General features: G+C 70.4%; 23 protein-coding genes and 4 tRNA genes. 13 read left to right on the forward strand and 14 right to left on the reverse strand.

Features of this window, described 5'->3' with window-relative positions; translation table 11 throughout:
• Window positions 1–63: 63 nt before the first annotated feature.
• The 4 genes from purD to ABTX18_RS14465 all read left to right on the forward strand — a co-directional run bounded on the left by purD (window position 64) and on the right by ABTX18_RS14465 (window position 6,003).
• A complete protein-coding gene (gene purD, locus ABTX18_RS14450) occupies window positions 64–1,314 on the forward strand; it encodes a phosphoribosylamine--glycine ligase (protein WP_352123026.1) in 1,251 nt (416 codons plus the stop codon).
• Window positions 1,315–1,598: 284 nt separating this feature from the next.
• Complete coding sequence (locus tag ABTX18_RS14455) at window positions 1,599–3,326, forward strand: hypothetical protein (protein WP_352123027.1); 1,728 nt, start codon at window positions 1,599–1,601, stop codon at window positions 3,324–3,326.
• A 180-nt stretch (window positions 3,327–3,506) separates the two neighbouring features.
• Window positions 3,507–4,961, forward strand: coding sequence for a N,N-dimethylformamidase beta subunit family domain-containing protein (locus tag ABTX18_RS14460; RefSeq protein WP_352123028.1), 1,455 nt, complete (start codon window positions 3,507–3,509; stop codon window positions 4,959–4,961).
• A 127-nt stretch (window positions 4,962–5,088) separates the two neighbouring features.
• On the forward strand, window positions 5,089–6,003 hold the full coding sequence (locus ABTX18_RS14465) for a phosphoribosylaminoimidazolesuccinocarboxamide synthase (protein WP_352123029.1): 915 nt from the start codon (window positions 5,089–5,091) through the stop codon (window positions 6,001–6,003).
• Between the two features lie 57 nt (window positions 6,004–6,060).
• On the opposite strand, the gene ABTX18_RS14470 is transcribed toward ABTX18_RS14465, so the two are convergent.
• The 8 genes from ABTX18_RS14470 to ABTX18_RS14505 form a co-directional block, all read right to left on the reverse strand.
• Window positions 6,061–6,133: transfer RNA gene (locus ABTX18_RS14470), tRNA-Gly, on the reverse strand.
• 22 nt (window positions 6,134–6,155) lie between these two features.
• Entirely contained in the window at window positions 6,156–6,767 is a 612-nt protein-coding gene (locus ABTX18_RS14475) for a response regulator transcription factor (protein WP_136330177.1), read from the reverse strand.
• Window positions 6,764–8,080, reverse strand: a complete 1,317-nt coding sequence (locus ABTX18_RS14480; protein ID WP_352123030.1) for a sensor histidine kinase — start codon at window positions 8,078–8,080, stop codon at window positions 6,764–6,766. Before ABTX18_RS14480 ends, ABTX18_RS14475 begins: the two co-directional genes overlap by 4 nt.
• Window positions 8,081–8,098: 18 nt before the next feature.
• Window positions 8,099–8,908, reverse strand: a complete 810-nt coding sequence (locus ABTX18_RS14485) for an ABC transporter permease (protein ID WP_352123031.1) — start codon at window positions 8,906–8,908, stop codon at window positions 8,099–8,101.
• Window positions 8,905–9,879: an ABC transporter ATP-binding protein gene (locus ABTX18_RS14490; RefSeq protein ID WP_352123032.1), complete on the reverse strand. Its 975-nt coding sequence runs from the start codon at window positions 9,877–9,879 to the stop codon at window positions 8,905–8,907. Before ABTX18_RS14490 ends, ABTX18_RS14485 begins: the two co-directional genes overlap by 4 nt.
• 195 nt (window positions 9,880–10,074) lie before the next feature.
• A tRNA-Gly gene (locus ABTX18_RS14495) sits at window positions 10,075–10,147 on the reverse strand.
• 79 nt (window positions 10,148–10,226) lie between these two features.
• Window positions 10,227–10,298: transfer RNA gene (locus tag ABTX18_RS14500), tRNA-Gly, on the reverse strand.
• A gap of 166 nt (window positions 10,299–10,464) precedes the next feature.
• Complete coding sequence (locus ABTX18_RS14505) at window positions 10,465–10,800, reverse strand: histone-like nucleoid-structuring protein Lsr2 (protein WP_352123033.1); 336 nt, start codon at window positions 10,798–10,800, stop codon at window positions 10,465–10,467.
• 384 nt (window positions 10,801–11,184) lie between these two features.
• On the opposite strand from ABTX18_RS14505, the gene purS reads away from it, so the two are divergent.
• The 5 genes from purS (at window position 11,185) to ABTX18_RS14530 (ending at window position 16,030) form a co-directional block, all read left to right on the forward strand.
• The gene (gene purS, locus ABTX18_RS14510; RefSeq protein WP_352123034.1) at window positions 11,185–11,445 is read left to right on the forward strand and encodes a phosphoribosylformylglycinamidine synthase subunit PurS; all 261 of its coding nucleotides are present in this window, start codon (window positions 11,185–11,187) and stop codon (window positions 11,443–11,445) included.
• Window positions 11,442–12,122: a phosphoribosylformylglycinamidine synthase subunit PurQ gene (gene purQ, locus ABTX18_RS14515; RefSeq protein WP_352123035.1), complete on the forward strand. Its 681-nt coding sequence runs from the start codon at window positions 11,442–11,444 to the stop codon at window positions 12,120–12,122. The genes purS and purQ overlap by 4 nt, the downstream gene beginning before the upstream one ends.
• Window positions 12,119–14,368 (forward strand): phosphoribosylformylglycinamidine synthase subunit PurL, encoded by a 2,250-nt coding sequence (gene purL, locus ABTX18_RS14520; RefSeq protein ID WP_352123036.1) that lies wholly within the window; start codon window positions 12,119–12,121, stop codon window positions 14,366–14,368. Before purQ ends, purL begins: the two co-directional genes overlap by 4 nt.
• Before the next feature lie 131 nt (window positions 14,369–14,499).
• Window positions 14,500–15,138 carry a TetR/AcrR family transcriptional regulator gene (locus tag ABTX18_RS14525; protein ID WP_352123100.1) on the forward strand — a complete coding sequence of 213 codons (639 nt, stop codon included), beginning with the start codon at window positions 14,500–14,502 and terminating at the stop codon, window positions 15,136–15,138.
• 91 nt (window positions 15,139–15,229) lie between these two features.
• Window positions 15,230–16,030, forward strand: coding sequence for a maleylpyruvate isomerase family mycothiol-dependent enzyme (locus tag ABTX18_RS14530; RefSeq protein WP_352123037.1), 801 nt, complete (start codon window positions 15,230–15,232; stop codon window positions 16,028–16,030).
• A gap of 58 nt (window positions 16,031–16,088) precedes the next feature.
• Here ABTX18_RS14530 and ABTX18_RS14535 read toward each other — a convergent pair whose 3' ends face one another.
• Complete coding sequence (locus tag ABTX18_RS14535) at window positions 16,089–17,537, reverse strand: sulfatase family protein (RefSeq protein WP_352123038.1); 1,449 nt, start codon at window positions 17,535–17,537, stop codon at window positions 16,089–16,091.
• Window positions 17,538–17,872: 335 nt separating this feature from the next.
• Complete coding sequence (locus tag ABTX18_RS14540; RefSeq protein WP_352123039.1) at window positions 17,873–17,965, reverse strand: putative leader peptide; 93 nt, start codon at window positions 17,963–17,965, stop codon at window positions 17,873–17,875.
• A 407-nt stretch (window positions 17,966–18,372) separates the two neighbouring features.
• On the opposite strand from ABTX18_RS14540, the gene purF reads away from it, so the two are divergent.
• Both purF and purM read left to right on the forward strand, forming a co-directional pair.
• Window positions 18,373–19,899, forward strand: coding sequence for an amidophosphoribosyltransferase (purF, locus tag ABTX18_RS14545; RefSeq protein WP_352123040.1), 1,527 nt, complete (start codon window positions 18,373–18,375; stop codon window positions 19,897–19,899).
• Window positions 19,900–19,959: 60 nt separating this feature from the next.
• Window positions 19,960–21,033: a phosphoribosylformylglycinamidine cyclo-ligase gene (gene purM, locus ABTX18_RS14550; protein WP_352123041.1), complete on the forward strand. Its 1,074-nt coding sequence runs from the start codon at window positions 19,960–19,962 to the stop codon at window positions 21,031–21,033.
• 199 nt (window positions 21,034–21,232) lie between these two features.
• Here purM and ABTX18_RS14555 read toward each other — a convergent pair whose 3' ends face one another.
• Window positions 21,233–21,490: a DUF3073 domain-containing protein gene (locus ABTX18_RS14555; protein WP_352123042.1), complete on the reverse strand. Its 258-nt coding sequence runs from the start codon at window positions 21,488–21,490 to the stop codon at window positions 21,233–21,235.
• A 311-nt stretch (window positions 21,491–21,801) separates the two neighbouring features.
• Window positions 21,802–22,893 carry a Leu/Phe/Val dehydrogenase gene (locus ABTX18_RS14560; protein ID WP_352123043.1) on the reverse strand — a complete coding sequence of 364 codons (1,092 nt, stop codon included), beginning with the start codon at window positions 22,891–22,893 and terminating at the stop codon, window positions 21,802–21,804.
• A 176-nt stretch (window positions 22,894–23,069) separates the two neighbouring features.
• Between ABTX18_RS14560 and ABTX18_RS14565 the strand changes: the two genes are divergently transcribed.
• Both ABTX18_RS14565 and bldC read left to right on the forward strand, forming a co-directional pair.
• Entirely contained in the window at window positions 23,070–23,915 is an 846-nt protein-coding gene (locus ABTX18_RS14565; RefSeq protein ID WP_352123044.1) for a DUF8083 family protein, read from the forward strand.
• A gap of 524 nt (window positions 23,916–24,439) precedes the next feature.
• Window positions 24,440–24,646 carry a developmental transcriptional regulator BldC gene (gene bldC, locus ABTX18_RS14570; protein ID WP_003949541.1) on the forward strand — a complete coding sequence of 69 codons (207 nt, stop codon included), beginning with the start codon at window positions 24,440–24,442 and terminating at the stop codon, window positions 24,644–24,646.
• A gap of 512 nt (window positions 24,647–25,158) precedes the next feature.
• Here the strand turns inward: bldC and ABTX18_RS14575 are convergent.
• Together ABTX18_RS14575 and ABTX18_RS14580 are read right to left on the reverse strand one after the other, a co-directional pair.
• Entirely contained in the window at window positions 25,159–25,746 is a 588-nt protein-coding gene (locus ABTX18_RS14575; RefSeq protein ID WP_503061140.1) for a DUF6274 family protein, read from the reverse strand.
• A 139-nt stretch (window positions 25,747–25,885) separates the two neighbouring features.
• Window positions 25,886–25,960: transfer RNA gene (locus tag ABTX18_RS14580), tRNA-Asp, on the reverse strand.
• Window positions 25,961–26,016: the final 56 nt, after the last annotated feature.

The raw sequence follows: 26,016 nt of genomic DNA on the forward strand, positions 1-26,016 counted from the left end.
CCCGGGTGTCCACGGACCGGCTTTCGTCGAGGGCGCGGTGCCCCGGCGGCTAGGCTGCACCCCGTGAAGGTCCTCGTCATCGGCGGCGGCGCCCGCGAACACGCCCTGTGCCGCTCTCTCTCCCTCGACCCCGACGTCACCGCTCTGTACTGCGCCCCCGGCAACGCCGGCATCGCAGAGGTGGCCGAACTGCACCCGGTCGACGCCCTCGACGGCGCTGCCGTCGCGCGCCTCGCCACCGAACTGGGCGCCGAGCTGGTGGTCGTCGGCCCGGAGGCGCCGCTTGTCGCCGGGGTCGCCGACGCCGTGCGCGCCGCCGGGGTCCCCTGCTTCGGCCCGTCCGGAAAGGCCGCCCAGCTCGAGGGCTCCAAGGCCTTCGCCAAGGACGTGATGGCCGGAGCGGGCGTCCCGACAGCCCGCAGCTACGTCTGCACCACCGCCGCGGAGATCGACACCGCCCTCGACGCGTTCGGCGCCCCGTACGTCGTCAAGGACGACGGCCTCGCCGCGGGCAAGGGTGTCGTCGTCACCGACGACATCGAGGCGGCCCGCGCCCACGCGCTGGCCTGCGACCGTGTGGTCATCGAGGAGTTCCTCGACGGCCCCGAGGTGAGCCTCTTCGCGATCACCGACGGCACCACCGTCCTGCCGCTCCAGCCCGCCCAGGACTTCAAGCGGGCCCTCGACAACGACGAGGGCCCGAACACCGGCGGCATGGGGGCGTACTCCCCGCTGCCGTGGGCCGACCCGAAGCTGGTCGACGAGGTCATGGAGTCGGTCCTCCAGCCGACCGTCGACGAGCTCCGCCGCCGCGGTACGCCCTTCTCCGGGCTGCTGTACGCGGGCCTCGCGATCACCTCGCGCGGCGTACGGGTCATCGAGTTCAACGCCCGCTTCGGCGACCCGGAGACCCAGGTGGTCCTGGCCCGTCTGAAGACCCCGCTGGCCGGTGTCCTGCTGGGCTCCGCCAACGGGACCCTGGACGTGCTGCCCCCGCTGAAGTGGCACGACGACGCCGCGGTCACCGTGGTCATCGCCTCCCACAACTACCCGGAGACCCCGCGCACGGGCGATCCGATCGAGGGGCTCGACGAGGTCGCGGCCCAGGACGCGCCGCACGCGTACGTGCTGCACGCCGGGACCCGGCGGGACGGCGACGCGGTCGTCAGCGCCGGTGGCCGCGTGCTTTCCGTGACGGCGACGGCCAAGGACCTCGCGGGCGCCCGTGAGCGCGCCTACGCGGCGGCCGGCCGCATCCGCCTCGACGGCTCCCAGTTCCGTACGGACATCGCCAAGAAGGCCGCGGAGGCCTGAGCCGCGCCCTGCGGACGCACCTCTCCTGAGCGGACCGTACCGCCCACAACCGCCCCCACTGACGCGCCGCTGCCCCATGGACAGCGGCGCGTCAGCACCTTTGCCCAAAGCCATTCCATCGAGTGACGACTGGGGCCATCCGGATGACGCCCGGCGAAGGCCCAACTAGGGTGCGGCGCAAGCGTTCCGGCACTTGGCCCACCGGCATTGCGATGTCAGTGACGGGTGCCACAGTGGGGGAGTGAGCAACACCGCCGTGGGGGCAGAGGGGGTGACGTCCGGCCGTGTCCGGTACCGGTACAGGTGAGGAGCTGGGTGCGCAGGCAGCGCGCGCCCGGGCTCTCGCCCTGCTGCGCATCCGCAGCAGGGCGACGGCAGTGGCACTGCTGCCGGCCGCGTTCGCCGTCGTGCTGTTCGCCGCGGGCGCGCAGGGCTACGCCGAGGGCAGCGGCTGGGACGCGGTGCGCTGGGCCGTGGCGGCCTGCGCCGTCGTCGTCCTGCTCGTCGCCGCAGCCGTGGCGATCGCGGTCGTACGGGCGAGGCCGGCGGTCAGCCCGACCGTCCCGCTCGGCGAGAAGGCCGCCCCGGACCTCTACCGGCTGGTCCGCGAGCTGGCGGAACGGCTCGGGGTGCCCGCGCCCTCGGCCATAGCGCTCACGCCCGACTGCGACAGCTGGCTGGAGGACCGTACGCATCCCGCCGCGGACCGGGCGGCCCACGAGGCCGCGAGCCGGGGAGACGCCGCGGCCGGTCCTGGGCGCCGGCCGGGGCGCCGCCGGGTTCAGGCCGCACCCGTGCTGGTGATCGGCTCCCCGTTCCTCTGGTGGATGCGCGTCGCCGAGCTGCGGGCGGTGCTCGCCCCGGTGGTGGCAGGCACCGGCCCGTCCGCCCACCCCGACATAGCCGCGGCCCGGCGCTTCGTACGCGGACTGGACGGCGTGGTCGCCGATGCGGCCGCCCCCGCCCGGGGGCCGGTGCGCAAGGTGCTGCGGCTGCCGGGCCGGTTCGTCGGCCGGATCGCGCGGCTGCTGTTGCGCAGTTGTCGTGGCCACGCCGCCGAGATGGAGCGGGGCGTCGCCGCTGCCGCGTCGACGCGCGCACAGGCCGTGGACTACGGGCTCCGGGTCGTCGCGCAGGAACAGGTCGGGCTCGCCTACGCGGGCTGGGACCGGCTGCTCACGCGCGTCGCGCTCCCCGCCTGGCGGATGGGGCGCTGGCCCTCCCGGCTGGACGCCGGCGTCGTCTCCGCCCTCACCGAGCTCTCCCGGCGTGACCGGCTGGCCGAGGGGTACGCCACGCGGCTCGGCGAGCGCCCCGCCTGCGACCTCCTGGAGGAACCGGGAGCGGCCGACGAGGCGGCGTCCCTGCTGGCCGCGCGGCTCTTCCACGGCGGTCCGGCGGAGACCGGGCCCGACTGGGCCCCGGTGGACTGGCAGCAGTATCCGGAGGAGGTCGTCGACCGGAAGTGGCGTACCGAGGCGGCCCGGCTGCACCGCGTCCTCGACACCATGGGCGTGCCTCCCGCCTCCGGCACGGACGCGGACACGGCCTGCGCCGGAGTGCCCACACTCGCGCGCGTCGTCGAGCACCTGGCCGCCGGCCGGGACGGGGGCGAGGAACTCGCGGCCGGGATCAGTGCGGCCGTGGCGCGTGAAGAGGCGCAGGCGCCTGTGCCGGCCGGCGGCGGCGGCACAGGGGAGGCGGGCGGCGATGTGCTGGATCCCTGGGGGCCCGATCCGCTCCCGCTCTTCCCGCTCCAGCCACCCCGTACGGGGACCGAACTGCTCGTGGACCATGTCGCGGCGATGGTCTGCTGCGCCGCGGTCGACACGGCGGGCGCGGCACCAGGACTGGACTGGCTCGACGGGCCCGCCCTGCTGGTCGACGGCGAGCGCCGGGCCGACCTCGGCAGTCCGGTCCTCAGCCTGGTCGAGGACGGGGACGCAGGGCCGCTGCGGTCCTGGCTGGTGTCGGTCGGAGTGCGTACCGACAAACCCGTGCGTCTCGTCTGAAACACGTGAAGACGGGCGGTTGTTCAGGCCGCGCGCCCCCGACACCCGGAACGCCACGTTCCGTTCACGTCAATTCGCGACGAACGGTGACGGACTGCATGCGTTATGTGATGTGCTGGGGACCGGCGCTGACAGTCGGCGCACCACTGTTGTTCCGGGGGCCTGAGGGAGGGATGCGTCATGGGGGCGGAGCAGATTCGCCGTTGGGAATCAGGTGCCCTGGCGCACGCCGTCACCGATCCCTTCGGCCAGGGGCCCCTTCCCTGGCTGCGCGGGAGTGAGAACTACTTCGACGACACCGGTCAGGTCGTTCCCTGGTACGCCGACCCCAGCGGCTCCACCGGGGGCGGCACGCGTACCGCCGACGACGTCCGCCGCCAGATCAAGGGCTTCATCTCCACCGGCGCCGCGGCCCCCGGCGAGGCGATCGACTTCCACATCACCGTGGACCCGCCCCAGCAGTTCTCCGTGGACGTCTACCGGATCGGCCACTACGGCGGCGACGGCGCGGCCAAGATCACCACGAGCCCCCGGCTCTCCGGCATCGTCCAGCCGGCCCCCCTCACCGCCGACCGCACGGTCTCCTGCCACCACTGGTGGCAGTCCTGGCGGCTGCAGATTCCGACGTACTGGTCGATCGGCGCGTATGTCGCCGTGCTCACCACGGTCGACGGCTACCGCTCCCACATCCCGTTCACGGTCCGCGACGACCATCCGGCCGACCTGCTGCTCGTCCTCCCGGACATCACCTGGCAGGCATACAACCTGTACCCCGAGGACGGTGTAACCGGCGCGAGCCTCTACCACGCCTGGGACGAGCAGGGCCGGCTGCTGGGGGAGGAGGACGCGGCGGTCACCGTCTCCTTCGACCGCCCCTACGCCGGAGCCGGGCTTCCGCTCCACGTCGGCCATGCCTACGACTTCATCCGCTGGGCCGAGCGCTACGGCTACGACATCGCCTACGCCGACACCCGCGACCTGCACGCGGGCCGGATCGACCCGACCCGCTACCGGGGCCTCGTCTTCCCCGGCCACGACGAGTACTGGTCGGTTCCCATGCGCCGCACCGCCGAACGCGCCCGCGACCACGGCACGTCCCTCGTCTTCCTCTCCGCCAACACCATGTACTGGCAGGTCAGCCTCGCGCCGTCGCCCTCGGGCGTCCCCGACCGGCTGCTCAGCTGCCGCAAGCGCCGGGGCCCGGGCAAACCCGCGCTCTGGCGCGAGCTCGACCGCCCCGAGCAGCAACTGCTCGGAATCCAGTACGCGGGCCGGGTCCCCGACCCCCACCCCCTGGTCGTGCGGAACGCGGAGCACTGGCTCTGGGACGCGACCGGCGCAGCCGAAGGCGACCAGATCGACGGGCTGGTCGCGGGTGAGGCCGACCGCTACTTCCCGCGCACCACGCTTCCCGAGCACGACAACCGCATCCTGCTCGCGCACTCCCCGTACCAGGACAGCGACGGCGTGACGCGCCACCAGGAGACGTCCCTCTACCGGGCTCCTTCGGGCGCGCTCGTCTTCGCCTCCGGCACCTTCGCCTGGTCTCCCGCCCTGGACCGGCCCGGCCACGTGGACACGCGCATCCAGCGGGCGACGGCCAACCTCCTCGACCGGATCTGCAAGCGCGCCTGAGCCATCCGGCCGCCCCCGCAGGGCCTCCGGCAGCGCATCCGTACCCCTCCGCACCCCTCCCGCAGCCGGTCGCACCGGGATACGGGACAATCGGAACAGCTCCTGGATCAACCTACGCGGAGGCAGCGTGTCCGGATTTGTAGAAAAGCCCGAGCCCGTGCAGGTTCCGGGACTCACCCACCTGCACACAGGCAAGGTGCGCGACCTGTACCGGAACGAGGCGGGCGACCTCGTCATGGTCGCCAGTGACCGGATGTCCGCGTACGACTGGGTCCTGCCCACCGAGATCCCGGACAAGGGCCGCGTCCTGACCCGGCTCTCGCTGTGGTGGTTCGACCAGCTCGCCGATCTTGTGCCCAACCACGTCCTGTCCACGGAGCTGCCCCCGGGCGCCCCGGCGGACTGGGCCGGCCGCACGACGATCTGCAAGTCGCTGCGCATGGTCCCGGTCGAGTGCGTCGCCCGCGGCTATCTGACCGGCTCCGGCCTGGTCGAATACAAGGCGTCGCGCACCGTCTGCGGTCTCGCCCTTCCCGAGGGCCTCGTCGACGGCTCCGAGCTGCCGGCCCCGATCTTCACCCCCGCCACCAAGGCGGCCGTCGGCGATCACGACGAGAACGTGAGCTACGAGGAAGTGGCCCGCCAGATCGGTGCCGAAACCGCCGCGAACCTGCGCCGCGCGACCCTGGACGTATACAGCCGGGCCCGTGACATCGCCCGGGAGCGCGGGATCATCCTCGCCGACACGAAGTTCGAGTTCGGCTTCGCACCCACCGCCGACGGCGGCGAGGAACTGATCATCGCGGACGAGGTGCTCACCCCGGACTCCTCGCGCTTCTGGCCGGCCGACGCCTGGGAGCCGGGCCGCGCCCAGCCGTCGTACGACAAGCAGTTCGTCCGCGACTGGCTGACCGCACCGGCCTCCGGATGGGACCGCAAGAGCGAGCAGCCCCCGCCGGCGCTGCCCCAGGAGATCGTGGACGCGACGCGCGCCAAGTACGTGGAGGCGTACGAACTCCTCACCGGCACGCCCTGGAACTAAGCGCCCCGGACACGAAGAAGCCCCCGGCCGAAAGGTCGGGGGCTTCTTGCTGAACCGAGCGGACGACCAGGTTCGAACTGGCGACCTCAACCTTGGCAAGGTTGCGCTCTACCAACTGAGCTACGTCCGCAAGCGCCGAAGCGCGAGAACTACTATACCCATCCCCGCTCGCGTGCGAGACGCACCGCGGCATGACGGTTCTCCGCACCGAGCTTCGCGGCTGCCGCAGAAAGGTAGTTGCGGACCGTCCCCTGCGACAGGGAGGCCCGGGCCGCGATCTCGGCGACCGGCGCCCCGTCGGCCGCCAGCTCCAGCACCTCGGCCTCGCGCACCGTCAGCGGCGAGTCCCCGGCGGCGATGGCATCGGCCGCCAACTCCGGGTCCACATAGCGGTTTCCGGCATGCACGGTACGGATGATGCCGGCAAGCTGCCGGGCGCTGACGGTCTTCGGTACGAACGCCCGCACCCCTGCCGCGAGAGCTCGCTTGAGGTGCCCGGGGAGGCCGTGGCTCGTCACGATCATGGTTCGGCAGCCGGGGAGTTCGGACCGTATCGATGTGGCGACACTCACACCGTCCGCCCCCGGCATCTCCAGATCCAGCACCGCGACGTCGGGGCGGTGCGCCCGGGCCATGGCGAGCGCCTCCGGGCCGGTCGCGGCCTCCGCGACCACCACCAGGTCGTCCTCCAGCGCGAGCAGGGCGGCGAGAGCGCCCCGGATCAGATGCTCGTCGTCGGCGAGCAGCACCCGTACCGCGGTCATCGTCGGTCCTCCAGAAGCGTCGTACGCGATGTGTCACCGGCAGCCGTGCGCTGGGCTTCACCGGACGCCGGGTTCGGGACGCCCGGGGATCCCGCGCGGGCGGCCAGTGGAATCCGCGCACGCAGTCGGAACACGCCGTCGTCCGTCGGCCCGGCCACCAGAGTGCCGTCGAGCGCCCTGAGCCGTTCCCGCAGTCCGGCCAGCCCGGAACCGGTCCCCTCGGGAGCGGCCGCAGGCGCCCCGTCGTTCTCCACGTCCAGCACCACCGCGTCCGCCGAGACGCCGAGCCGGATCGCGCAGTGGCCCGGGTCACCGTGCCGCAGCACATTGGTCGCGGCCTCGCGCACCACCCAGCCGAGCGCCGACTGGACCGCCCCGGGCAGTCCCGTACCGTCCCCGCCCGTCACCGTGCATGCGATGCCGGCAGCACGCAGCACTCCCTGGGCCCCGGCCAGTTCGGTGGTCAGATCGGCCTCCCGGTAGCCGCGCACGACATCGCGTACCTCCTGCTGCGAGGCGCGGGCTATCCGCTGCACCTCGACCATCTGGTCCAGTGCCTCGGGCCTGCCGCGCTGCGCCAGCTCCACCGCCAGCTCGCTCTTCAGCGCGATCACCGCGAGATTGCGGCCCAGTACGTCATGCATGTCCCGCCCGAACCTCAGCCGTTCCTCGGCGACGGCGAGCCGGGCCTGTATGTCCCGGGCCTCCTCGGCCTGCCACATCACGCCCAGGCTCCACGCGCTGGGCCGTACCGAGATCAGGACCAGCACACTGCCGAAGAGCGCGGTCGGCACGATGCCGGCCAGTGGACCGCCCCGGACTCCGGCCGCGGCGAGCGCGCCCGTGGTCAGCGCCGCCAGGAGCAGTGACTCGATCGCGAAGGTGCGGACCGGGACGAGAAGCACCCGTGTGATCACGAACGCCATCGGTGTGTTCAGGCTCATGAGGAGCAGGCCCGGGCCACCGACCCCGCCCACTCCGGCCAGAGTCGCCAGCAGCACGACTTGCAGCAGCAACAGGGCCAGGGGGCCGAGTAGGCGCCGCGTGGGGAACACGGAGATGCCGAGATAGTGCTCGTACGACGGACGCACGTTGCGGTTGCTCAGCAGGCACTGCGTCAGGCTCACCAGGAGCAGTGCCGCTCCCAGCGCGAGCGGGAGCGGTTCATGGCGGATGTCCGACTTGAAGGGCGCCAACTGCCACGACAGGGCGAAGAGCCAGGGGATCGAGGAGACCGTGAACCGCGAATACAGGTCGATGCGCTCCATCTTGCTGCGCTCCTGCCAACTGCGGCGCCATCCCCGTACGTGCATCAACGCGCCACACCTCTCTCAGCGTCGGGGATCCCAGCGGAACCACCGCTGCACAGCAAACACGGCGAGCGCAGTCCAGACCAGTCCGGTCAGTGCTGCCCCGAGCAGGTCGGTGCCCTCGGGGACGCCGAGCCAGCCCGATCGTACGAGCGTCATCACGCCGGTCAGCGGCAGGAACTCGCAGGCTGACGCGAGCGGGTCGGGAAAGATCTCCAGCGGAACGAAGAGCCCCGAGCCCATCATCGAGATGAGGAACAGCGGCAAGGTGGTGAGCTGCGCCGTCTGCACGGTGCGGGTCACTATGGATGTGGTCGCGGCCAGCACCGTCAGCAACACCACGGCCAGCAGCAGCCCCGCCAGCAGCAGTTCGGGCCGTCGCGGCGCGGGGAGGCCGAAGAAGGCGGCACCGCTCACGATGATCAGCGCGGACTGCGTCAGGGCCAGAGCGGCCGAGGGCAGCGCGGTCCCGGCCAGGATCTCGCCGTCGCCGACCTCGCCGGTGCGCAGGCGCTTGAGGACCAGTTCCTCGCGTCGTGCCACATAGGCGGCGACCATGTTCATGTAGACGGCCTGCATGAGCACCGTGCCGATGCCGCCGGTGAGCGCGGCTCCGGCAACCGTCCATCCGGTCCCGCCGAGATCCACCTGTTCGAGTGTCGACCTCATCGCCATGATCATGGCCGAGGGCACCAGCAACGCGACGACGACCGCCGTCCTGTTGCGGGCGAGCAGGATCATTTCGGCCCGCCCGAGAGCTGTCAGCCGGCCTCGGACCGTTGTGGTGGTGCGGACGGTCGCGCTCGGCGTAGTCGCGGTTGCGGTCGTCATGACACGGTCACCTCTTCGGTCTCTGCGGCGGACTTCGCGATATCGAGGAATGCCTCTTCGAGCGAGGCGGACCGGGCATCGAGGCCGGTCAGGAGGATCTGCGACTCCGCTGCCCAGCGCAGAAGTGCGGTCAGCGACTCCTGGAGCCGATGAGTACGGATCTCGATCCGTCTGCCGTCGGCTGCGGCGTGCAGGTCCAGCGGCAGTCGTGCCGGGTCGACTCCCTCGGGCAGCTCGAAGCGGACCCGGGCCGGGCGGGCGGCCGTCACTTCCGCGGTGGTGCCCGCGGTCACGATCCGGCCCCGGTGCATGATCGCCAGCCGGTCGGCGAGCTCCTCGGCCTCCTCCAGGTAGTGCGTGGTCAGCAGGACGGTGATGCGGTCCTCCTTGAGCCCCCGCACCAGCTGCCAGGTGTCGCGCCGCCCCTCGGCGTCGAGGCCGGTGGTCGGCTCGTCGAGGAAGAGCACCTCCGGCCGGCCGAGCAGGGCCAGGGCCAGGTCGAGCCGTCGACGCTCGCCGCCGGAGAGCTGCTTGACCCGGACGCCGGCCCGGTGGCCGAGCCCCACCAGCTCCAGCGCCTCGGCGGTCGGCCGGGCGCCGCTGGTGCAGCCCGCCCACATCCGGATGGTCTCGGCCGCGGTCAGATCGGAGGGGAAACCGCCCTCCTGCAGCATCACCCCGATCCGCGGACGGACAGCGGCGCGATCGGTGTACGGGTCGTGTCCGAGCACCCGTATCGCGCCGCTGTCGGGACGGGCCAGACCCTCGAGAAGTTCGACGGTGGACGTCTTGCCGGCGCCGTTCGTCCCGAGGAGGGCGAACAGCTCGCCCCGCGCCACGGAGAAGGAGACGCCGGTCACGGCCTCGAAGCCGCCCGCGTAGCTGCGCCGGACACCGTCCACCTCGATCACAGGGGCACGCACACGGTCGCGCACACGGGCACGGTCACGAGGAATTTCGTCGCTGCTCATGACTCAAGGTTTCCGGCCGGACGGGACCGGGAGCAGTGCGAGCTGTCATCGCTGCCCATGACAAACGTCATGCATTGCCGCCATGGATTGCGCTTCATGACAAACGTCAGGAGTGAAGAGAGCCGAAGGGTATTGGCCGCCGGGAGCGAATACGACGAAGGCCCTGGTCGAAATCGACCAGGGCCTTCGATCAAGAGCGGACGACCAGGTTCGAACTGGCGACCTCAACCTTGGCAAGGTTGCGCTCTACCAACTGAGCTACGTCCGCATTGCAGCCACTCGGCTTTCACCGGCGGTGCAAGCACTACTCTACCTGATCCACCGGAGTGGTTTGGAGAGCGATGCAGAGCGGGTGACAGGAATTGCACACTGCGCCTTCCCCCTGGAAGGGGGATGTTCTACTACTGAACTACACCCGCACGCTGCGTGAGGTTCGGCTTTTGCGGCCTTGCCCTTCGGCGTGCTCCAGACTCTAGCCGACCTGCGGGGGTGTCGCGCAAGTCGGCTCCCGCGGGGTGTCGCGCGGGCGGCCCTTGCCGGGCGGCAGGGTGCCCGCCGCCCGGTCGGTCCGCGTCGCCCGTCCGCTCAACTGGCTTCCTGGAAGGCCTCGTAGACCTTCTTCGGGATCCGGCCCCGGGCCGGTACCTCGATCCGGTGGGAGCGGGCCCAGGCGCGTACGGCCGCCGGATCGGGCGCGAGCGAGGTGTGGCTGTACGAGACGGGCGCCTTGCCGTGCTTGCCCGCGTTCGTCTGCTTGCGGCCGGCTGCCACGTACGGCGCCAGGGCCTTGCGCAGTTTCTTCGCGTTGGACTGATTCAGGTCGATCTCGTACGACTTCCCGTCCAGGGCGAAGGCGACCGTTTCCGCTGCTGCTCCCCCGTCGATGTCGTCGGAGAGCGTGACCACTACGCGCTGAGCCACGGATATCGGTCCTTTCCTGCGGCGTCCGCGCCTGACGTGCGCGGATGCCGGCCTTCCGGCTGTGAGCGCGGATGCGGGCTGACCGGTGTCGGCCGTTCAGGGGCAATGCTGCTTTCCCCGGTAATCATTTGTACAGCGAGGGGCGCCGCATTGTGAAGCCCGCGCAATTACCTGCGCGTGTCAACCTGCTTTGTGTGCTGCCGGTGAGGATCTTTTTGCAGGGTTTTTCCGCCCCCGTAGTCGCGGTCGATATCTCGGCGTGATCTGCGCTGCCGCATATCTACCCGCGTAGAATTTCGGGCCAGGTACGCTGAGAGGACCCGCGGGGGTCTGGGGAACCCCCCGGAGAAACAGCCGCACCACACCACCACACCGGGAGTGCCAGTGGCACGCGTCGTAGTCGACGTCATGCTCAAGCCCGAGATCCTCGACCCGCAGGGACAGGCTGTGCAGCGTGCGCTGCCCCGTCTCGGCTTCGAGGGAATCGCGGACGTACGTCAGGGAAAGCGTTTCGAGCTGGACATCGAGGGGCCCGTCGATGACGCCGCGCTCGCTCGTATTCACGAGATGGCGGAGACGTTCCTCGCCAACACCGTGATCGAGGACTTCACCGTGAAGGTGGAGAAGGCCGAGGAGTCGAAGTGACCGCTCGTATCGGAGTCGTCACTTTTCCGGGCACGCTCGACGACCAGGACAGCCTTCGGGCCGTACGGGTCGCCGGCGCCGAACCCGTATCGCTGTGGCACCGCGACAAGGACCTGCACCAGGTCGACGCGGTCATCCTCGCGGGCGGTTTCTCCTACGGCGACTATCTGCGGGCCGGAGCCATCTCCCGCTTCTCGCCGGTCATGGAGACGGTGATCGAGCAGGCCAGGGCGGGCATGCCGGTCCTCGGTATCTGCAACGGCTTCCAGATCCTGACCGAGGCCCATCTGCTGCCCGGCGCGATGCTGCGCAACAACCACCTGCACTTCATCTGCCGCGACCAGAAGCTCCGCGTCGAGAACGCGGAGACGGCCTGGACCTCGGACTACTCCGCGGGCCAGGAAATCTCCGTACCGCTCAAGAACGTGGACGGCCGGTACACCGCCGACGAGCGCACGCTCGACGAGCTGGAGGCCGAGGGCCGCGTCGCGTTCCGCTACATGGACGTCAACCCCAACGGCTCGCTGCGCGACATCGCGGGCATCAGCAACGCCGCGGGCAACGTCGTCGGCCTGATGCCGCACCCGGAGCACGCCGTCGAGCCGCTGATCGGCACCGGTCGCACCGACGGTCTCGGTTTCTTCACCTCGATCATCAAGAAGCTGGTCAACGCATGAGCCTGGACACGGTCAAGCACGCGGCCGAGACCCCGGACACCGCGCAGCCCTGGAAGGAGCTCGGCCTCAAGGAGGACGAGTACGCCAGGATCCGCGAGATCCTGGGCCGCCGCCCCACCGGCGCCGAGCTCGCCATGTACTCCGTGATGTGGTCCGAGCACTGCTCCTACAAGAGCAGCAAGGTCCACCTCAAGCAGTTCGGCGAGAAGGTCCCCGTCAACGACGCCATGCTCGTCGGCATCGGCGAGAACGCCGGTGTGGTCGACGTCGGCCAGGGGTATGCGGTCACCTTCAAGGTCGAGTCGCACAACCACCCCTCGTACATCGAGCCCTACCAGGGCGCGGCCACCGGCGTCGGCGGCATCGTCCGCGACATCCTCGCCATGGGCGCCCGCCCGGTCGCGGTCGTCGACCCGCTGCGCTTCGGCGCGGCCGACCACCCCGACACCAAGCGCGTCCTCCCGGGCGTCGTCGCGGGCATCGGCGGCTACGGCAACTGCCTGGGCCTGCCCAACATCGGTGGTGAGGTCGTCTTCGACGCCTGCTACCAGGGCAACCCGCTCGTCAACGCCGGCTGCATCGGCGTGATGAAGCACGAGGACATCCACCTCGCGCAGGCCTCCGGGCCCGGCAACAAGGTCATCCTGTACGGCGCCCGCACCGGCGGCGACGGCATCGGCGGCGTCTCGGTGCTGGCCTCGGAGACCTTCGAGTCGACCGGCCCGGCGAAGCGCCCGGCCGTCCAGGTCGGCGACCCGTTCCAGGAGAAGCTCCTCATCGAGTGCACCCTGGAGATCTTCAAGGAGAAGCTCGTCGCGGGCATCCAGGACCTCGGCGGCGCCGGGCTCTCCTGTGCCACGTCCGAGCTCGCCTCCGCCGGTTCCGGCGGCATGCGCGTCGAGCTGGACACCGTGCCGCTGCGCGACTCCTCCCTCTCGCCCGAGGAAATCCTCATGAGCGAGTCGCAGGAGCGCATGTGCGCGATCGTCGAGCCGCAGCACGTGGACCGCTTCCTGGAGATCTGCGAGAAGTGGGACGTCATCGCCACCGTCATCGGTGAGGTGACCGAGGGCTCCCAGCTGGAGATCTTCTGGCACGGCGAGCAGATCGTGGACGTTCCGCCGCGGTCCGTCGCCCACGAGGGCCCGACGTACCACCGTCCCTTCGCCCGCCCGTCCTGGCAGGACGCCCTGCAGGCCGACGACGCCGGAAAGCTGGCCCGCCCGGCGAACGGCGCGGAGCTGCGCGAGCAGGTCCTGCGGCTCGTCTCCTCGCCGAACCAGGCGTCGAAGTCCTGGATCACGGACCAGTACGACCGGTTCGTGCAGGGCAACACCGTGCTCGCGATGCCCGAGGACGCCGGCATGGTCCGCATCGACGAGGAGTCCAACCTCGGCGTGGCCATGGCGACCGACGGCAACGGCCGGTACGCGAAGCTCGACCCGTACACCGGCGCGCAGCTCGCACTGGCGGAGTCGTACCGCAACGTCGCCGCCTCCGGCGCCAAGCCGCTCGCCATCTCGGACTGCCTGAACTTCGGTTCGCCCGAGGACCCCGACGTCATGTGGCAGTTCGCCGAGGCCACGCGCGGTCTCGCGGACGGCTGCCTGGAGCTGGGCACCCCGGTCACCGGCGGCAATGTGTCGCTGTACAACCAGACCGGTGACACGGCGATCCACCCGACGCCGGTCGTGGCCGTGCTCGGTGTGATCGACGACGTGACGCGGCGTACGCCGGTCGCCTTCAAGGAAGAGGGCCAGCTCCTCTACCTGCTGGGTGAGACGCGCGAGGAGTTCGGCGGCTCGGCCTGGTCCGAGGTCATCCACCAGCACCTCGGCGGCATGCCGCCCAAGGTCGACCTGGGCCGCGAGAAGCTGCTCGGCGAGATCCTGATCTCGGCCTCCCGCGACGGCATGATCGACGCGGCGCACGACCTGTCCGACGGTGGCCTCATCCAGGCGGTCACCGAGTCCTGCCTGCGCGGCGGGAAGGGCGCCCGGCTGGTCGTGCCCGACGGACTGGACGCGTTCACCTTCCTGTTCTCCGAGTCGGCGGGACGCGCGATCGTCTCGATCCCGCGCAGCGAGGAGCTCCGCTTCAACGACATGTGCGGGGCACGGGGTCTGCCCGTCACCCGGATCGGTGTCGTGGACGGCGAGGAGATCGAGATCCAGGGCGAGTTCAGCATCCCGCTGAGCGAGCTCCGTACGGCTCACGAGGGGACGATCCCCGCGCTGTTCGCGTAGCACCGCCGAACGCACGGCACCTTGCGCGCAGGCCCCCGCCCGGCTCGACCGGGTGGGGGCTTCCGCGTGCATGTGTACTGAGTCTAAAATTTACCCAAGGCCAAGTTTCATCCTGGTACAGTCATGTCATGGTGACCGAGGGGATGGGCCTCCGTGAGCGCAAGAAGATCCAGACGCGACGCCGTCTGCTTGCCGAGGCGACGCGGCTCTTCAGCGAGCGGGGATTCGACCAGGTCTCGGTCGCGGAAATCGCCGAAGCGGCCGACGTGTCGAAGATGACCGTCTTCAACTACTTCGACAGCAAGGAAGACCTGGTTCTCGCTCCCATGGAGGAGCACATCGGGGATGTCGCCCAGGTGGTACGGGACCGGGCGCCGGGCGAGTCCGCGGTGGCCGGCGTGCGCCGGCAGTTCCTGGCCGCCGTCGAGAGCCGGGATCCCGCGGTCGGGGTGAGTGATTCACCGCTCGCGCTCCGACTCCTCCGGTTGATCCAGCAGACACCGGCCCTGCTCACCCGGGTCCACGCCTTCTTCGCGCGCGGTGATGAGCTGCTCGTCGACGTCCTGGTCGCAGAGGGGGAGGAGCCGGCTGTCGCGCGCATCGTGGCGGCCCAGCTGATCAGCACCCGCAACGCCCTGATCGTCGAGAACCACCGGCGGTTGCTGGCCGGTGAATCCGCCGAGGCCATCGCGTCGGATGCCGCCGTTCTGGCCGAGCGGGCGTTCGGACTGCTCGAGAACGGCCTGGGCGACTTCGCGACGCGGGGCTGACCGGGGCTGATCCGGGACCGACCGGAGCCGGCCGGGACCGACAGGGCCGGTGCCCTGGGAGGCGGCCTCGGGACGCCGTAGGCTCCGCTCCATGCCGCCGTCCCAGAAGCGCGCCCGCCGCTACGATCCGGCCAGGACCCGCACCGCGGTCCTGGCGCAGTTCTCCCATGTCCGGGCTGCCGTACGCACCCTGACGCCCGAGCAGCTGGACCGGCCGAGCGGGCTCGGCGCCTGGTCGGTGCGGGAACTGGCCGCCCACCTGACCATGGCGCTCTCGCACGTCAGCAGCAAGCTGGAGCTGCCCGCGCCCGCCCTCGCCAAGCCCGAGGTGAGCCTGCTGGAGTGGCCGTTCACCACGGCGGAGCGGGCCGGCCGGATCGCCGACGACACCGTGGCGCTCGCCGCCGGTCACCCCGATGTGGACGCGCTGTACGGGGAGGTGGCCGACCGGTTCGAGACGCTGGTGCCCGGTGTCCCCGAGGACCGGCTGCTGGCCACGCGGGTGGGCGCGATGCGGCTCGGGGACTTCCTGGTGACCCGAACCGTCGAGCTCGTGGTCCATACGTACGACCTCAACGAGGCGACCGGGCTTGCTATCCCGTACGACCGCCAGGCGCTCGCCGCCTGCACCCGGTTGCTCGCGGATGCCCTGGCGGAGAAAGCGCCGGGCGGGTCGGTCGAGGTGCGCGTCCCGCCGTTCGCGGTGGTCCAGTGCGTCCAGGGACCCCGGCACACGCGCGGCACCCCGCCCAACGTCGTCGAGACCGACGCGCTCACCTGGATCAGGCTCGCCACCGGACGTACGCGATGGGCACGGGAACTCGACGCGGCCAAGGTCAGCGCCAGTGGCGAACGGGCGGACCTGGCCGCGCTGCTGCCCCTGATGGGGTGACGGAACCTGACGGGATGAGGGAAGGGGAGCAGCGACGGCAGGCGTACGGGATGCAGGATCAGGAGATCTTCGGATAGGGCAGCAGGCCCGCGTCCGTCCGTTCCCAGGCCGCCCGCAGTTCGGCCAGCAGTTCCGGCTCGGCGGCGGACCGGTCCGCCTGTTCCCGCTGGTCGGACGCCAGGTGGAACAGCTGATCCGGGCCGCCCTTGCCCCGGTAGTACTTCCAGTCGCCGCGCCGAAGCGCGCGCTCCCCGCGTACACGCCAGAACAGGTCCCGTTCCTTCGGCTGCTCGCCGCGCAGCAGGTATCCGGCCAGGCTGACGCCGTCCAGGGGATGGGCCGGATCGGGCCGGGCCCCGCCGAGCTCCAGCAGCGTCGCCGTCCAGTCGGGCGAGAACAGCGGCAGGTCGCTCACCTGGTGCGGGTCGATCCTTGAGGGCCAGCGCAGCACGGCCGGGACGCGGATGCCGCCCTCCTGGAGGGAGCTCTTGTTGCCCGAGAGCGGCCACTGGTACGAGAAGCGCTCGCCGCCGTTGTCACTGGCGAAGAAGACCAGGGTGTCCTCCTCCTGGCCGGACCTCTTCAGCGCCTTCAGCACCTCGCCGACCGAGCGGTCCAGGTCCTCGACCATCTCCTTGTACTTGGCGAGCGAGCCGCCGTCGGCGTGGAACAGACCCCCGAGGCCGCCCTCCTTGATCTTCCGGACGATCTCGGCGCTCTCGGCGGTGTCGCCCTCGGCGATCCATGGCCAGTGCGGGGTGGTGAAGTTGAGGTTCAGCAGCCACGGCTTGTCGTGGTCGCGCTGTACGTACTCGCTCGCCCGCTCGGTCAGGATGCGGGTGTAGTAACGCAGGTCCTTGTACTCGGCATCGCCCTCGTAGAGGTCGTACTCGCCGCCGAGACCGAGCTTCGAGTAGTACTCCAGCGCCCCGCCGAAGTTGCCGAAGAACTCGTCCCAGCCCGACTTGGTGGGGCTGTAGTCCGGCAGGTAGCCGCAGTGCCACTTGCCGATCAGCGCGGTCGCGTACCCGGCGCCCCGCAGCAGTGAGGCGAGGGTGGGATGGGTGGGATCGAGGCCCACCGAACGGTCCGCGATGGGTTCCGCGAGGCCGCCCTTCGTACGCCCCGGGTAGCGGCCGGTGTACAGGCTGAACCGGGTCGGTGAGCAGGTCGCGGACCCGGCGTAGGCGTCGGTGAACCGCACGCCCTGACGGCCGAGCCGGTCGAGGTTCGGGGTACGGATGTCCGGCGACCCGTAGGAGGAGAGGTCGGCCCAGCCGAGGTCGTCGCCGAGGATGAAGAGGATGTTGGGCCGCCGTGCGTGCCGGCCCCGGGCGGCCCGGAAGGGCCGCTCGCGCGCCGATTCCGCCGGTGCGGCGGAGGCGGGGGCCGCGGCGGGCAGACCCACGGCCGCTGCGGCGGCCGTGGCGCCGACAGCGGTCCCGAAAGCGCGTCGGGACAGCGGAATGCTGGAACTGGCGTTCGAGTCGGGTGACGGGGGAGTCATGGCTGCTCCAGGGCAGGAAAGGGCCACGCCGTACGGGACGCGTGCTACCGCCCGGACAGGGCCGGACGGACGCCTACGGGCGTCCCGAAGGCGCGACGGGCACGAGGTATGCGGAAGGCGCGACGGACGGGCGCGACGCGAGGGGCGTCAAGGGCGTCAGGGCATCGGGGGTATCAGCAGTGCCGAGAGCGCGGCTCGCGCTCCGAGCGCTGTACGTACCGGACGCGGGTAACCCGCAGGGTCACCTAGGCCCGGGGATCGCGTCGGGGACGGAGCCGTACAGCCGCTGCATCGCCGAGAAGGGGAAAGCGAAGCCCTCGCGTGCGCCGGAGAAATCAGGCGCTGCGACAGATGGCGCTCGATACACGTCCCAGATCGACGTGACGGCGCTCCACGAGCGTGATCGTGCGATCACCGAGGGGCTGCATGACCAGGAGCCTGCCAATGAGGCATGCGCCTGTCAACGGCGGTCTCGCACTCCGGACGGCCGCGGCAGTCCTGTCACAAGAAGCGCATACCGCCCCGAGCGCCCCGCGCTCGGTGTGAGGCTCACCACGAAACGAGCGTTCGGCCACCCTGCTCAGGGGCGTAACGGGCCCTCGCGAAGCGCCACCCACCTGCCTGCGTGAGCACGGTCCCCGGCGGCTGGAACCGATCGGTAACCCGCCGGTGATCCGGGCGGCGACTGCCCCGAGGCGGCCACGGGCGGCAGTCGGCCCGCAGGGACATCACCCGGAGTCACCCTTCGCCACGGCTGTGCGGGCCCGTTTGGCGTACCCACAGGCGGGGCGTCCCCAATTCGGACCAGTGGTCGATCTCGCCTACACTCGGTGGTGTGCCTCGTGGTGATGGACGACTCAACCACGACCTGCTCCCCGGAGAGAAAGGCCCCCAGGACGCTTGCGGCGTCTTCGGTGTCTGGGCTCCGGGCGAAGAGGTCGCCAAGCTCACCTATTTCGGACTGTATGCCCTGCAGCACCGTGGACAGGAGTCCGCGGGCATCGCAGTGAGCAACGGGTCCCAGATCCTGGTCTTCAAGGACATGGGACTGGTCTCGCAGGTCTTCGACGAAACGTCTCTGGGATCGCTCCAGGGCCATATCGCGGTCGGTCATGCCCGCTACTCCACCACCGGTGCCTCGGTGTGGGAGAACGCGCAGCCGACGTTCCGTGCGACCGCGCACGGCTCGATCGCCCTGGGTCACAACGGCAACCTGGTCAACACGGCCCAGCTCGCCGAGATGGTCGCCGACCTTCCGCGCAAGGACGGCCGCGCCACCCAGGTCGCCGCGACCAACGACACCGACCTGGTGACCGCGCTGCTCGCCGGCCAGACCGATGAGGACGGCAAGCCGCTCACCATCGAGGAGGCAGCCGCCAAGGTGCTTCCCGAGGTGCGGGGCGCCTTCTCCCTCGTCTTCATGGACGAGCACACCCTCTACGCGGCCCGTGACCCGCAGGGCATCCGTCCGCTGGTCCTCGGCCGGCTGGAGCGCGGCTGGGTGGTGGCCTCCGAGTCCGCCGCCCTCGACATCTGCGGCGCCAGCTTCGTCCGCGAGATCGAGCCGGGCGAGCTCGTCGCCATCGACGAGAACGGTCTGCGCACCTCCCGCTTCGCAGAAGCGAAGCCCAAGGGCTGTGTCTTCGAGTACGTCTACCTGGCGCGCCCCGACACCGACATCGCCGGGCGCAACGTCTACCTCTCCCGGGTGGAGATGGGCCGCAAGCTGGCGGCCGAGGCCCCGGTCGAGGCCGATCTGGTCATAGCGACACCGGAATCCGGCACCCCCGCCGCCATCGGTTACGCGGAGGCCAGCGGCATCCCGTTCGGCGCCGGACTGGTGAAGAACGCCTACGTCGGCCGGACCTTCATCCAGCCGTCCCAGACCATCCGGCAGCTCGGCATCCGCCTCAAGCTGAACCCCCTCAAGGAAGTCATCAAGGGCAAGCGACTGGTGGTCGTCGACGACTCGATCGTCCGCGGCAACACCCAGCGCGCACTCGTCCGGATGCTCCGCGAGGCCGGTGCGGCCGAGATCCACATCCGGATCTCCTCCCCGCCGGTGAAGTGGCCCTGCTTCTTCGGTATCGACTTCGCCACCCGCGCCGAGCTGATCGCCAACGGCATGACCGTGGACGAGATCGCCACCTCGATGGGGGCCGACTCGCTCTCGTACATCTCGCTCGACGCGATGGTCGAGGCGACGACGATCGCCAAGCCGAATCTGTGCCGCGCCTGCTTCGACGGCGAGTACCCGATGGAGCTTCCGGACCCGGAGCTGCTCGGCAAGCAGCTGCTGGAGACCGAGCTGGCGGCAGGCCCTGCGGCGACCGCCGCGGCCGACGCGCTGCGCCGTCCGTGACCCGGACCGCTCGGCAGCCTTCCCACCAGCCCCGTATCTCCACACGAAAGATCCCAGGCAATGTCTGAGACAACAGGTGCTTCCTACGCGGCAGCGGGCGTCGACATCGAGGCCGGCGACCGCGCCGTAGAGCTGATGAAGGAGTGGGTGAAGAAGACGCAGCGCCCCGAGGTCGCGGGCCTCGGCGGCCTCGGCGGCTTCGCCGGCCTCTTCGACGCCTCGGCGCTCAAGCGCTACGAGCGTCCGCTGCTCGCCTCCGCCACGGACGGCGTCGGCACGAAGGTCGACCTCGCCCGTCAGATGGGCGTGTACGACACGATCGGCCACGACCTCGTCGGCATGGTCGTGGACGACCTCGTCGTCTGCGGCGCCGAGCCGCTCTTCATGACCGACTACATCTGTGTCGGCAAGGTGCATCCCGAGCGTGTCGCGGCCATCGTGAAGGGCATCGCCGAAGGCTGTGTCCTGGCCGGCTGCGCCCTGGTCGGCGGCGAGACCGCCGAACACCCCGGCCTGCTCGGCCCGGACGACTTCGATGTCGCCGGCGCCGGTACGGGCGTGGTCGAGGCGGACCGCCTGCTCGGCCCCGACCGCATCCGCAAGGGTGACGCCGTGATCGCGATGGCGTCGTCCGGTCTTCACTCGAACGGGTACTCGCTCGTCCGCCACGTCGTCTTCGACCGGGCCGGCTGGACGCTGGACCGCGAGATCGAGGAGTTCGGCCGGACGCTCGGCGAGGAGCTCCTGGAGCCCACCCGGATCTACTCCCTGGACTGCCTGGCCCTGACCCGTACGACCGAGGTGCACGGCTTCAGCCACGTCACCGGCGGCGGACTGGCCAACAACCTGGCCCGGGTCATCCCGGACGGCCTGCACGCGACCGTGGACCGTTCGACCTGGACGCCCGGCGCGGTCTTCGACCTCGTCGGCAAGGCCGGCCGGGTGGAGCAGCTGGAGCTGGAGAAGACGCTCAACATGGGCGTCGGCATGATCGCGATCGTCCCCGCCGATTCGGTGGACGCGGCTCTGACGACGCTGGCCGACCGCGGCGTCGACTCGTGGGTCGCGGGCGAGATCACCGACCGCGGTGCGCACACGACCGGCGCCGAGCTCGTGGGCGGGTACGCGCGCTGAGTCCGGGCGCGCGGGATGCTCCCAGGTGGCGGGCGGGCCCGGAAGGCCCGTCCGCCGGGACACGGCAGCCCGATCGCCATGTGTACGGCGCCCGACCCGTCTCGTTCAAGGGCGGCGAGCACAGCGAACGCACCGGACCGGGACAGCACAGAACCCGGTCCGGGACAGGCCCGGACCGGGTTGTTGTGTCAGCGCGAGGTCAAGCGCCGCGGCGCTGTGACGACGGACCGGACTGATCGTCCTCGTCCTCGTCATCATCGACGTTGTACTGATCCGCGTACTGTGCGTACGGGTCATCTTCCTCGTCGTCGTCCTCGAACGGCTCGGCGTTCGGTGGTTGACTCGAAGGTGATGCGCCCAGCTCATTGGCCAGACGCGACAGGTCTGTCCCGCCGCTGCTGTACTTCAGCTGACGGGCGACCTTGGTCTGCTTGGCCTTTGCCCGGCCGCGCCCCATGGCTCGACCCCCTCGGTGACGGGGCTCGACGGCCCCAGAGTCTTGACACGCGTTCATGTTTCAGAACGGACTCTCGGCAGAGAGGCCGTGCCTGTAGTGCTTTAACGGTACCTGCTTCCGCGGCCATACGGTACGCCGCCCGCATCACGCGCCCCGGAAGAGGACCCGCGAAGAGCTCGTCCTCGCTGGTCAACTGCGATTTTAACCTCTTATTGGCCTGCGACCCGCCGACCGGAGTGAGTCTTGTCTCGGCCGGTCGGCGGGCAGGTGGGCGATGTACCCGGGGAGATGCCCTGGAGGGCCCCGCCCGATCAGCTGCGGCGGGCTTCCGCCATCCGCTGCTCGGCGATCCGGTCGGCTGCCGCGGCCGGCGGAATGCCGTCTTCCTTCGCACGCGCAAAGATCGCCAGGGTCGTGTCGAAGATCTTCGCCGCCTTCGCCTTGCACCGGTCGAAGTCGAAGCCGTGCAGCTCGTCCGCGACCTGGATGACGCCGCCAGCGTTCACCACGTAGTCGGGTGCGTACAGGATCGACCGGTCGGCCAGGTCCTTCTCGACGCCGGGGTGCGCCAGCTGGTTGTTGGCCGCTCCGCACACCACCGAGGCGGTGAGCACCGGGACGGTGTCGTCGTCGAGCGCGCCGCCGAGCGCGCACGGCGCGTAGATGTCCAGACCCTCGGTACGGATCAGAGCCGCGGTGTCCGCCGCGACGGCGACCTGGGGGTGCTTGGCGGTGATCCGGCGCACGGACTCGTCCCGTACATCCGTGATCACGACCTCGGCACCGTCCGACAGGAGGTGCTCCACGAGGTGGTGCCCCACCTTGCCGACACCCGCGACCCCCACTTTCCGGCCCCGCAGCGTCGGGTCGCCCCAGAGGTGCTGGGCCGAGGCCCGCATGCCCTGGAAGACGCCGAAGGCGGTCAGCACGGAGGAGTCGCCGGCGCCGCCGTTCTCGGGGGAGCGGCCGGTGGTCCAGCGGCACTCGCGGGCCACGACGTCCATGTCGGCGACGTACGTGCCGACATCGCAGGCCGTCACGTAACGCCCGCCGAGCGAGGCCACGAAGCGCCCGTAGGCCAGCAGGAGTTCCTCGGTCTTGATCTGCTCCGGGTCGCCGATGATGACGGCCTTGCCGCCGCCGTGGTCGAGACCCGCCATGGCGTTCTTGTACGACATGCCGCGCGCCAGGTTCAGCGCGTCCGCGACGGCCTCCTGCTCGGAGGCGTACGGGTAGAAGCGGGTGCCGCCGAGGGCAGGGCCCAGGGCGGTGGAGTGGAGCGCGATGACGGCCTTGAGGCCGCTGGCACGGTCCTGGCAGAGCACGACCTGTTCGTGGCCCCCCTGGTCCGAGTGGAAAAGGGTGTGCAGTACATCGACAGGCACGCCGGTCACATCGGTCACTGTGGTGACTCCCAAGTACGAAGCGGCGGAAAGACCCTCCTGAAGGTGGGGAGGGCCCCGGACCGACCGGCATGGACGGTCCGACTGGGCAAGAGCGTAAGTCCTCCGGGCGGGGAGATCCGTTCCAGTGCGGTGGATCACCCACTACAGGAGTACGGGCGTGACACGATCGCTGCATGTCGGTGGTGTCTTCAGTGCTCGTCCCTTACGCGTCCTACCTCCGGGTGTACGAGCCACTGGCGGCCTTCCCGGAAGCGGAACGTGCTCACTGGGCCCGCTATGCGGGCCGCGAGCGCATCCCCACGGCGCAGGACGAACTGCGCCGTTCCCTGGCCGACTTGGCGGCGACCCCGCCGGTAGCCGTGCCGGCGCACGAGAGCTCCGACGCGTTCGTCGCCGAGGTGGACGGGGTGGTGTGCGTCTGTCCGTGGCGGACTCGGCTGCGCGGGTGGCTGGCGCTGGACGGGCTGGCGGAGATGTTCCCCGGGGCGGTGCTCGACGCGGTGCTGCCGCCGGTGGTGCGCGGCCAGGCCGCGGCCGACCACGAGCGGTGGTCGGAGCGCAATCCGGATGCCCGGCCGTGGATCAGGACGGCGGTGTGGCAGGTGCCGGTGCGCTGGTTCGTCCTGTTCACGGACGAGGAGCGCGAGTACCGGGAGGCAGGCCAGGACGGTGAGCCGCCGGTGCTGCGGTACCGGACGCCGATGGTCCAGGCGCGGCGCCGGCTGGCACGGGGGCTGAAGACGCTGCGGGAGTCCATGGACGACGGTCCGCTGACCGAGGGGCTGGTGGACGTCGGGCGGTGGCTGGAGGAGTTCCACCCGCGCGCGCTCGTCGAGCTGGACTACGGGGGGCTGGTGCACGCCCTGTCGGCGGAGCGGCTCGCCGGGGACCGGAGTGCGGCCGACGTGGCCGAGGGCATCGCGGCGCTGGGTGCCGGGGACACCGAGGGGGCGAGTGAGGCGTACGCGCGTCTCGCGGAGCGCTGGAGGGCCGTGAGGGACCGCCAGTTTGCGAACTGACGATCGAACTGACGACTCATGAACCTGTGACCCACGTGACACGTGAGGGTGAAGAGGCGGAACCGCACCTCAGTGGCCTCGGGACCTACGTCCCGAACCGGGCCTTTGTCTCAAGCGTGATGGATAGCACTTACGGGGCCCTTGCGTCCTTCCCTACTCCTCGTGCCAAAATAGGACAAGGAGTCCGGGGAGGACTCCTTCCGTCCAAGTAAGGGCGGAATGCTCAGCATTGCACGCTATGGGGGGTCTGAGGGCTCCTGATCACTCTGTGACTGATCGTCACGGTGGTGTGACTGTCCGCTATGGCATGGTCCATCGGCTTCCGTCGCTGATGAACACCTGGGAGGGCAATTCCATCGGTTTGGCCGACGTGGCTGGACGGATGGTGTAGTTGTAGTGCCGAGGACAAGCCGTTCGTCCTATAACCGACTCGGCCCGCGTCCGCCATTTCGGGCAACGCGGGTCAAGGTGCAGAATTTAGAGGAAAGAACCGAGATGGTTCGGTTCTCCCGAGGAGGCCGCTCATGACCGCTCGCACCCCTGATGCCGAGCCGCTGCTGACCCCGGCTGAGGTTGCCACGATGTTCCGCGTGGACCCGAAGACGGTTACCCGTTGGGCCAAGGCAGGCAAGCTCACGTCCATCCGCACGCTCGGTGGACATCGCCGGTACCGCGAGGCAGAGGTCCGCGCACTGCTTGCGGGTATTCCGCAGCAGCGCAGCGAGGCCTGACATACCCCTGTCGCCGCGTCACAACTGGGCTTTTGGGTCCCCCAACCCGCATAGCCCACCTATAGCTCCATATGACGGGCGCCCGCCCCAACGGGCGCCATACCTGTGTCATACGGGTTTTGTCATGAGATCGCGCTGGACTCCGCCGGGTCCAGCGCGATCTTTTTTGTGCGCGCGGGCGGCGTGGAGCCCCCGTCGGGTCCCTGGCTCCCGGCCGGCTCCCGTCGCTGGAAACCGGGCGTCCGGTTGGCTCCGGAGGGGTCTCGCGCGAGCGTGCCGGCCTCGGTGCGAGGTGGCGCGGGCGGGCCGGTGGAGGCCCGGAGCGGGGTGGGTCCGGGGTTTCGTGGGACGTCCCTACGGAGTGGTGCAATTGCACATATTAAATTCGCCAGTTGTAGGAAGGGTGTAAAGCCACCCGTTCTGAAAACTGATTCGGTGACACCCGTCACATGGCACGAGTCTTGCCAAGTACGAGCCTGCCACTGTTGGACGGGGGGAGACCCCGCCATTGGTCACGCGGCGGGGGGACTTTCGTCCTCCGCCCACGCGGGGCCGATCCGCCCGTCGGGACCCGCTTCGGCCCCGCCGGGCGGCGAGGAGGCGCGCGCGGGGATGGCGCGGGCCGCCGTCCCGGCGGGGGCGGGCCGTCCGATGAGGGCGTGAGGGGCGGCCTTCGGCGCTGTGGACGAGGTGGCCGCCTCCGGCCCCATCACGGGCCGTGCGGTCTGTTCCGGCGCTCCGGGAGGTGTCGCCCGCGCTTCGGCGGCCGGTGGCGGCCCGGGAGCCGGTGCGTCCGCAGAGGCCGCTCCGGGCCGTTCGTGGGCTTCCAGGGTGGCCGGGGCCGCGTCCTGGGGTCCGGAGGCCGTCAGGGGATCCATGGCGAGCCTCAGTAAGCGTGCGCAGACCGCGCAGTGACGGGTGAGATGGCGATAGCCCGAAGCCGCCGCCAGGTGGGCGCGCAGCAGGGCACGGATCTCGTGCCGGGGCGTCCTGCTGCCGGCCGGGGCCGGATGCGGACCCGGTGCCGGGGGGTGAGCCGGGGCCGGCTCGCGGACTCCGGAGCGGTTCGGCAGTGACCCCTCGCTCGTGGATGCCGCCATCCGCGCCACCTCCCGGTGGATGCGCGCCGCCCCGCCCGGAAACCCAGGGGCAGCCCTGGGTTTCTGAGTACTCGTCGGCGGACACCGGAGTCAAGACGCACGAAGGCCCGGATCCAGAGGATCCGGGCCTTCGTTACTGCGGTCCTGACGGGATTTGAACCCGCGGCCTCCACCTTGACAGGGTGGCGAGCACTCCAAACTGCTCCACAGGACCAGATTTTCGCGGCTGCCTTGCGGCTGCCTGCGAAACCAGACTCTACAGCAGGTCGG

Source organism: Streptomyces sp. NPDC096323, assembly GCF_040302845.1.
Classification (GTDB): domain Bacteria; phylum Actinomycetota; class Actinomycetes; order Streptomycetales; family Streptomycetaceae; genus Streptomyces.

Coding starts and splice junctions, on each gene's coding strand:
- ABTX18_RS14540 (WP_352123039.1), bottom strand. CDS start 17,965: ATGCAGCCCCTCGGTGATCGCACGATCACGCTCGTGGAGCGCCGTCAC.
- ABTX18_RS14565 (WP_352123044.1), top strand. CDS start 23,070: ATGTCGGTGGTGTCTTCAGTGCTCGTCCCTTACGCGTCCTACCTCCGG.
- ABTX18_RS14480 (WP_352123030.1), bottom strand. CDS start 8,080: ATGCACGTACGGGGATGGCGCCGCAGTTGGCAGGAGCGCAGCAAGATG.
- ABTX18_RS14555 (WP_352123042.1), bottom strand. CDS start 21,490: ATGGGGCGCGGCCGGGCAAAGGCCAAGCAGACCAAGGTCGCCCGTCAG.
- bldC (WP_003949541.1), top strand. CDS start 24,440: ATGACCGCTCGCACCCCTGATGCCGAGCCGCTGCTGACCCCGGCTGAG.
- ABTX18_RS14475 (WP_136330177.1), bottom strand. CDS start 6,767: ATGACCGCGGTACGGGTGCTGCTCGCCGACGACGAGCATCTGATCCGG.
- purL (WP_352123036.1), top strand. CDS start 12,119: ATGAGCCTGGACACGGTCAAGCACGCGGCCGAGACCCCGGACACCGCG.
- ABTX18_RS14485 (WP_352123031.1), bottom strand. CDS start 8,908: ATGACGACCGCAACCGCGACTACGCCGAGCGCGACCGTCCGCACCACC.
- ABTX18_RS14530 (WP_352123037.1), top strand. CDS start 15,230: ATGCCGCCGTCCCAGAAGCGCGCCCGCCGCTACGATCCGGCCAGGACC.
- ABTX18_RS14490 (WP_352123032.1), bottom strand. CDS start 9,879: ATGAGCAGCGACGAAATTCCTCGTGACCGTGCCCGTGTGCGCGACCGT.
- ABTX18_RS14460 (WP_352123028.1), top strand. CDS start 3,507: ATGGGGGCGGAGCAGATTCGCCGTTGGGAATCAGGTGCCCTGGCGCAC.
- ABTX18_RS14575 (WP_503061140.1), bottom strand. CDS start 25,746: ATGGCGGCATCCACGAGCGAGGGGTCACTGCCGAACCGCTCCGGAGTC.
- ABTX18_RS14535 (WP_352123038.1), bottom strand. CDS start 17,537: ATGACTCCCCCGTCACCCGACTCGAACGCCAGTTCCAGCATTCCGCTG.
- purM (WP_352123041.1), top strand. CDS start 19,960: ATGTCTGAGACAACAGGTGCTTCCTACGCGGCAGCGGGCGTCGACATC.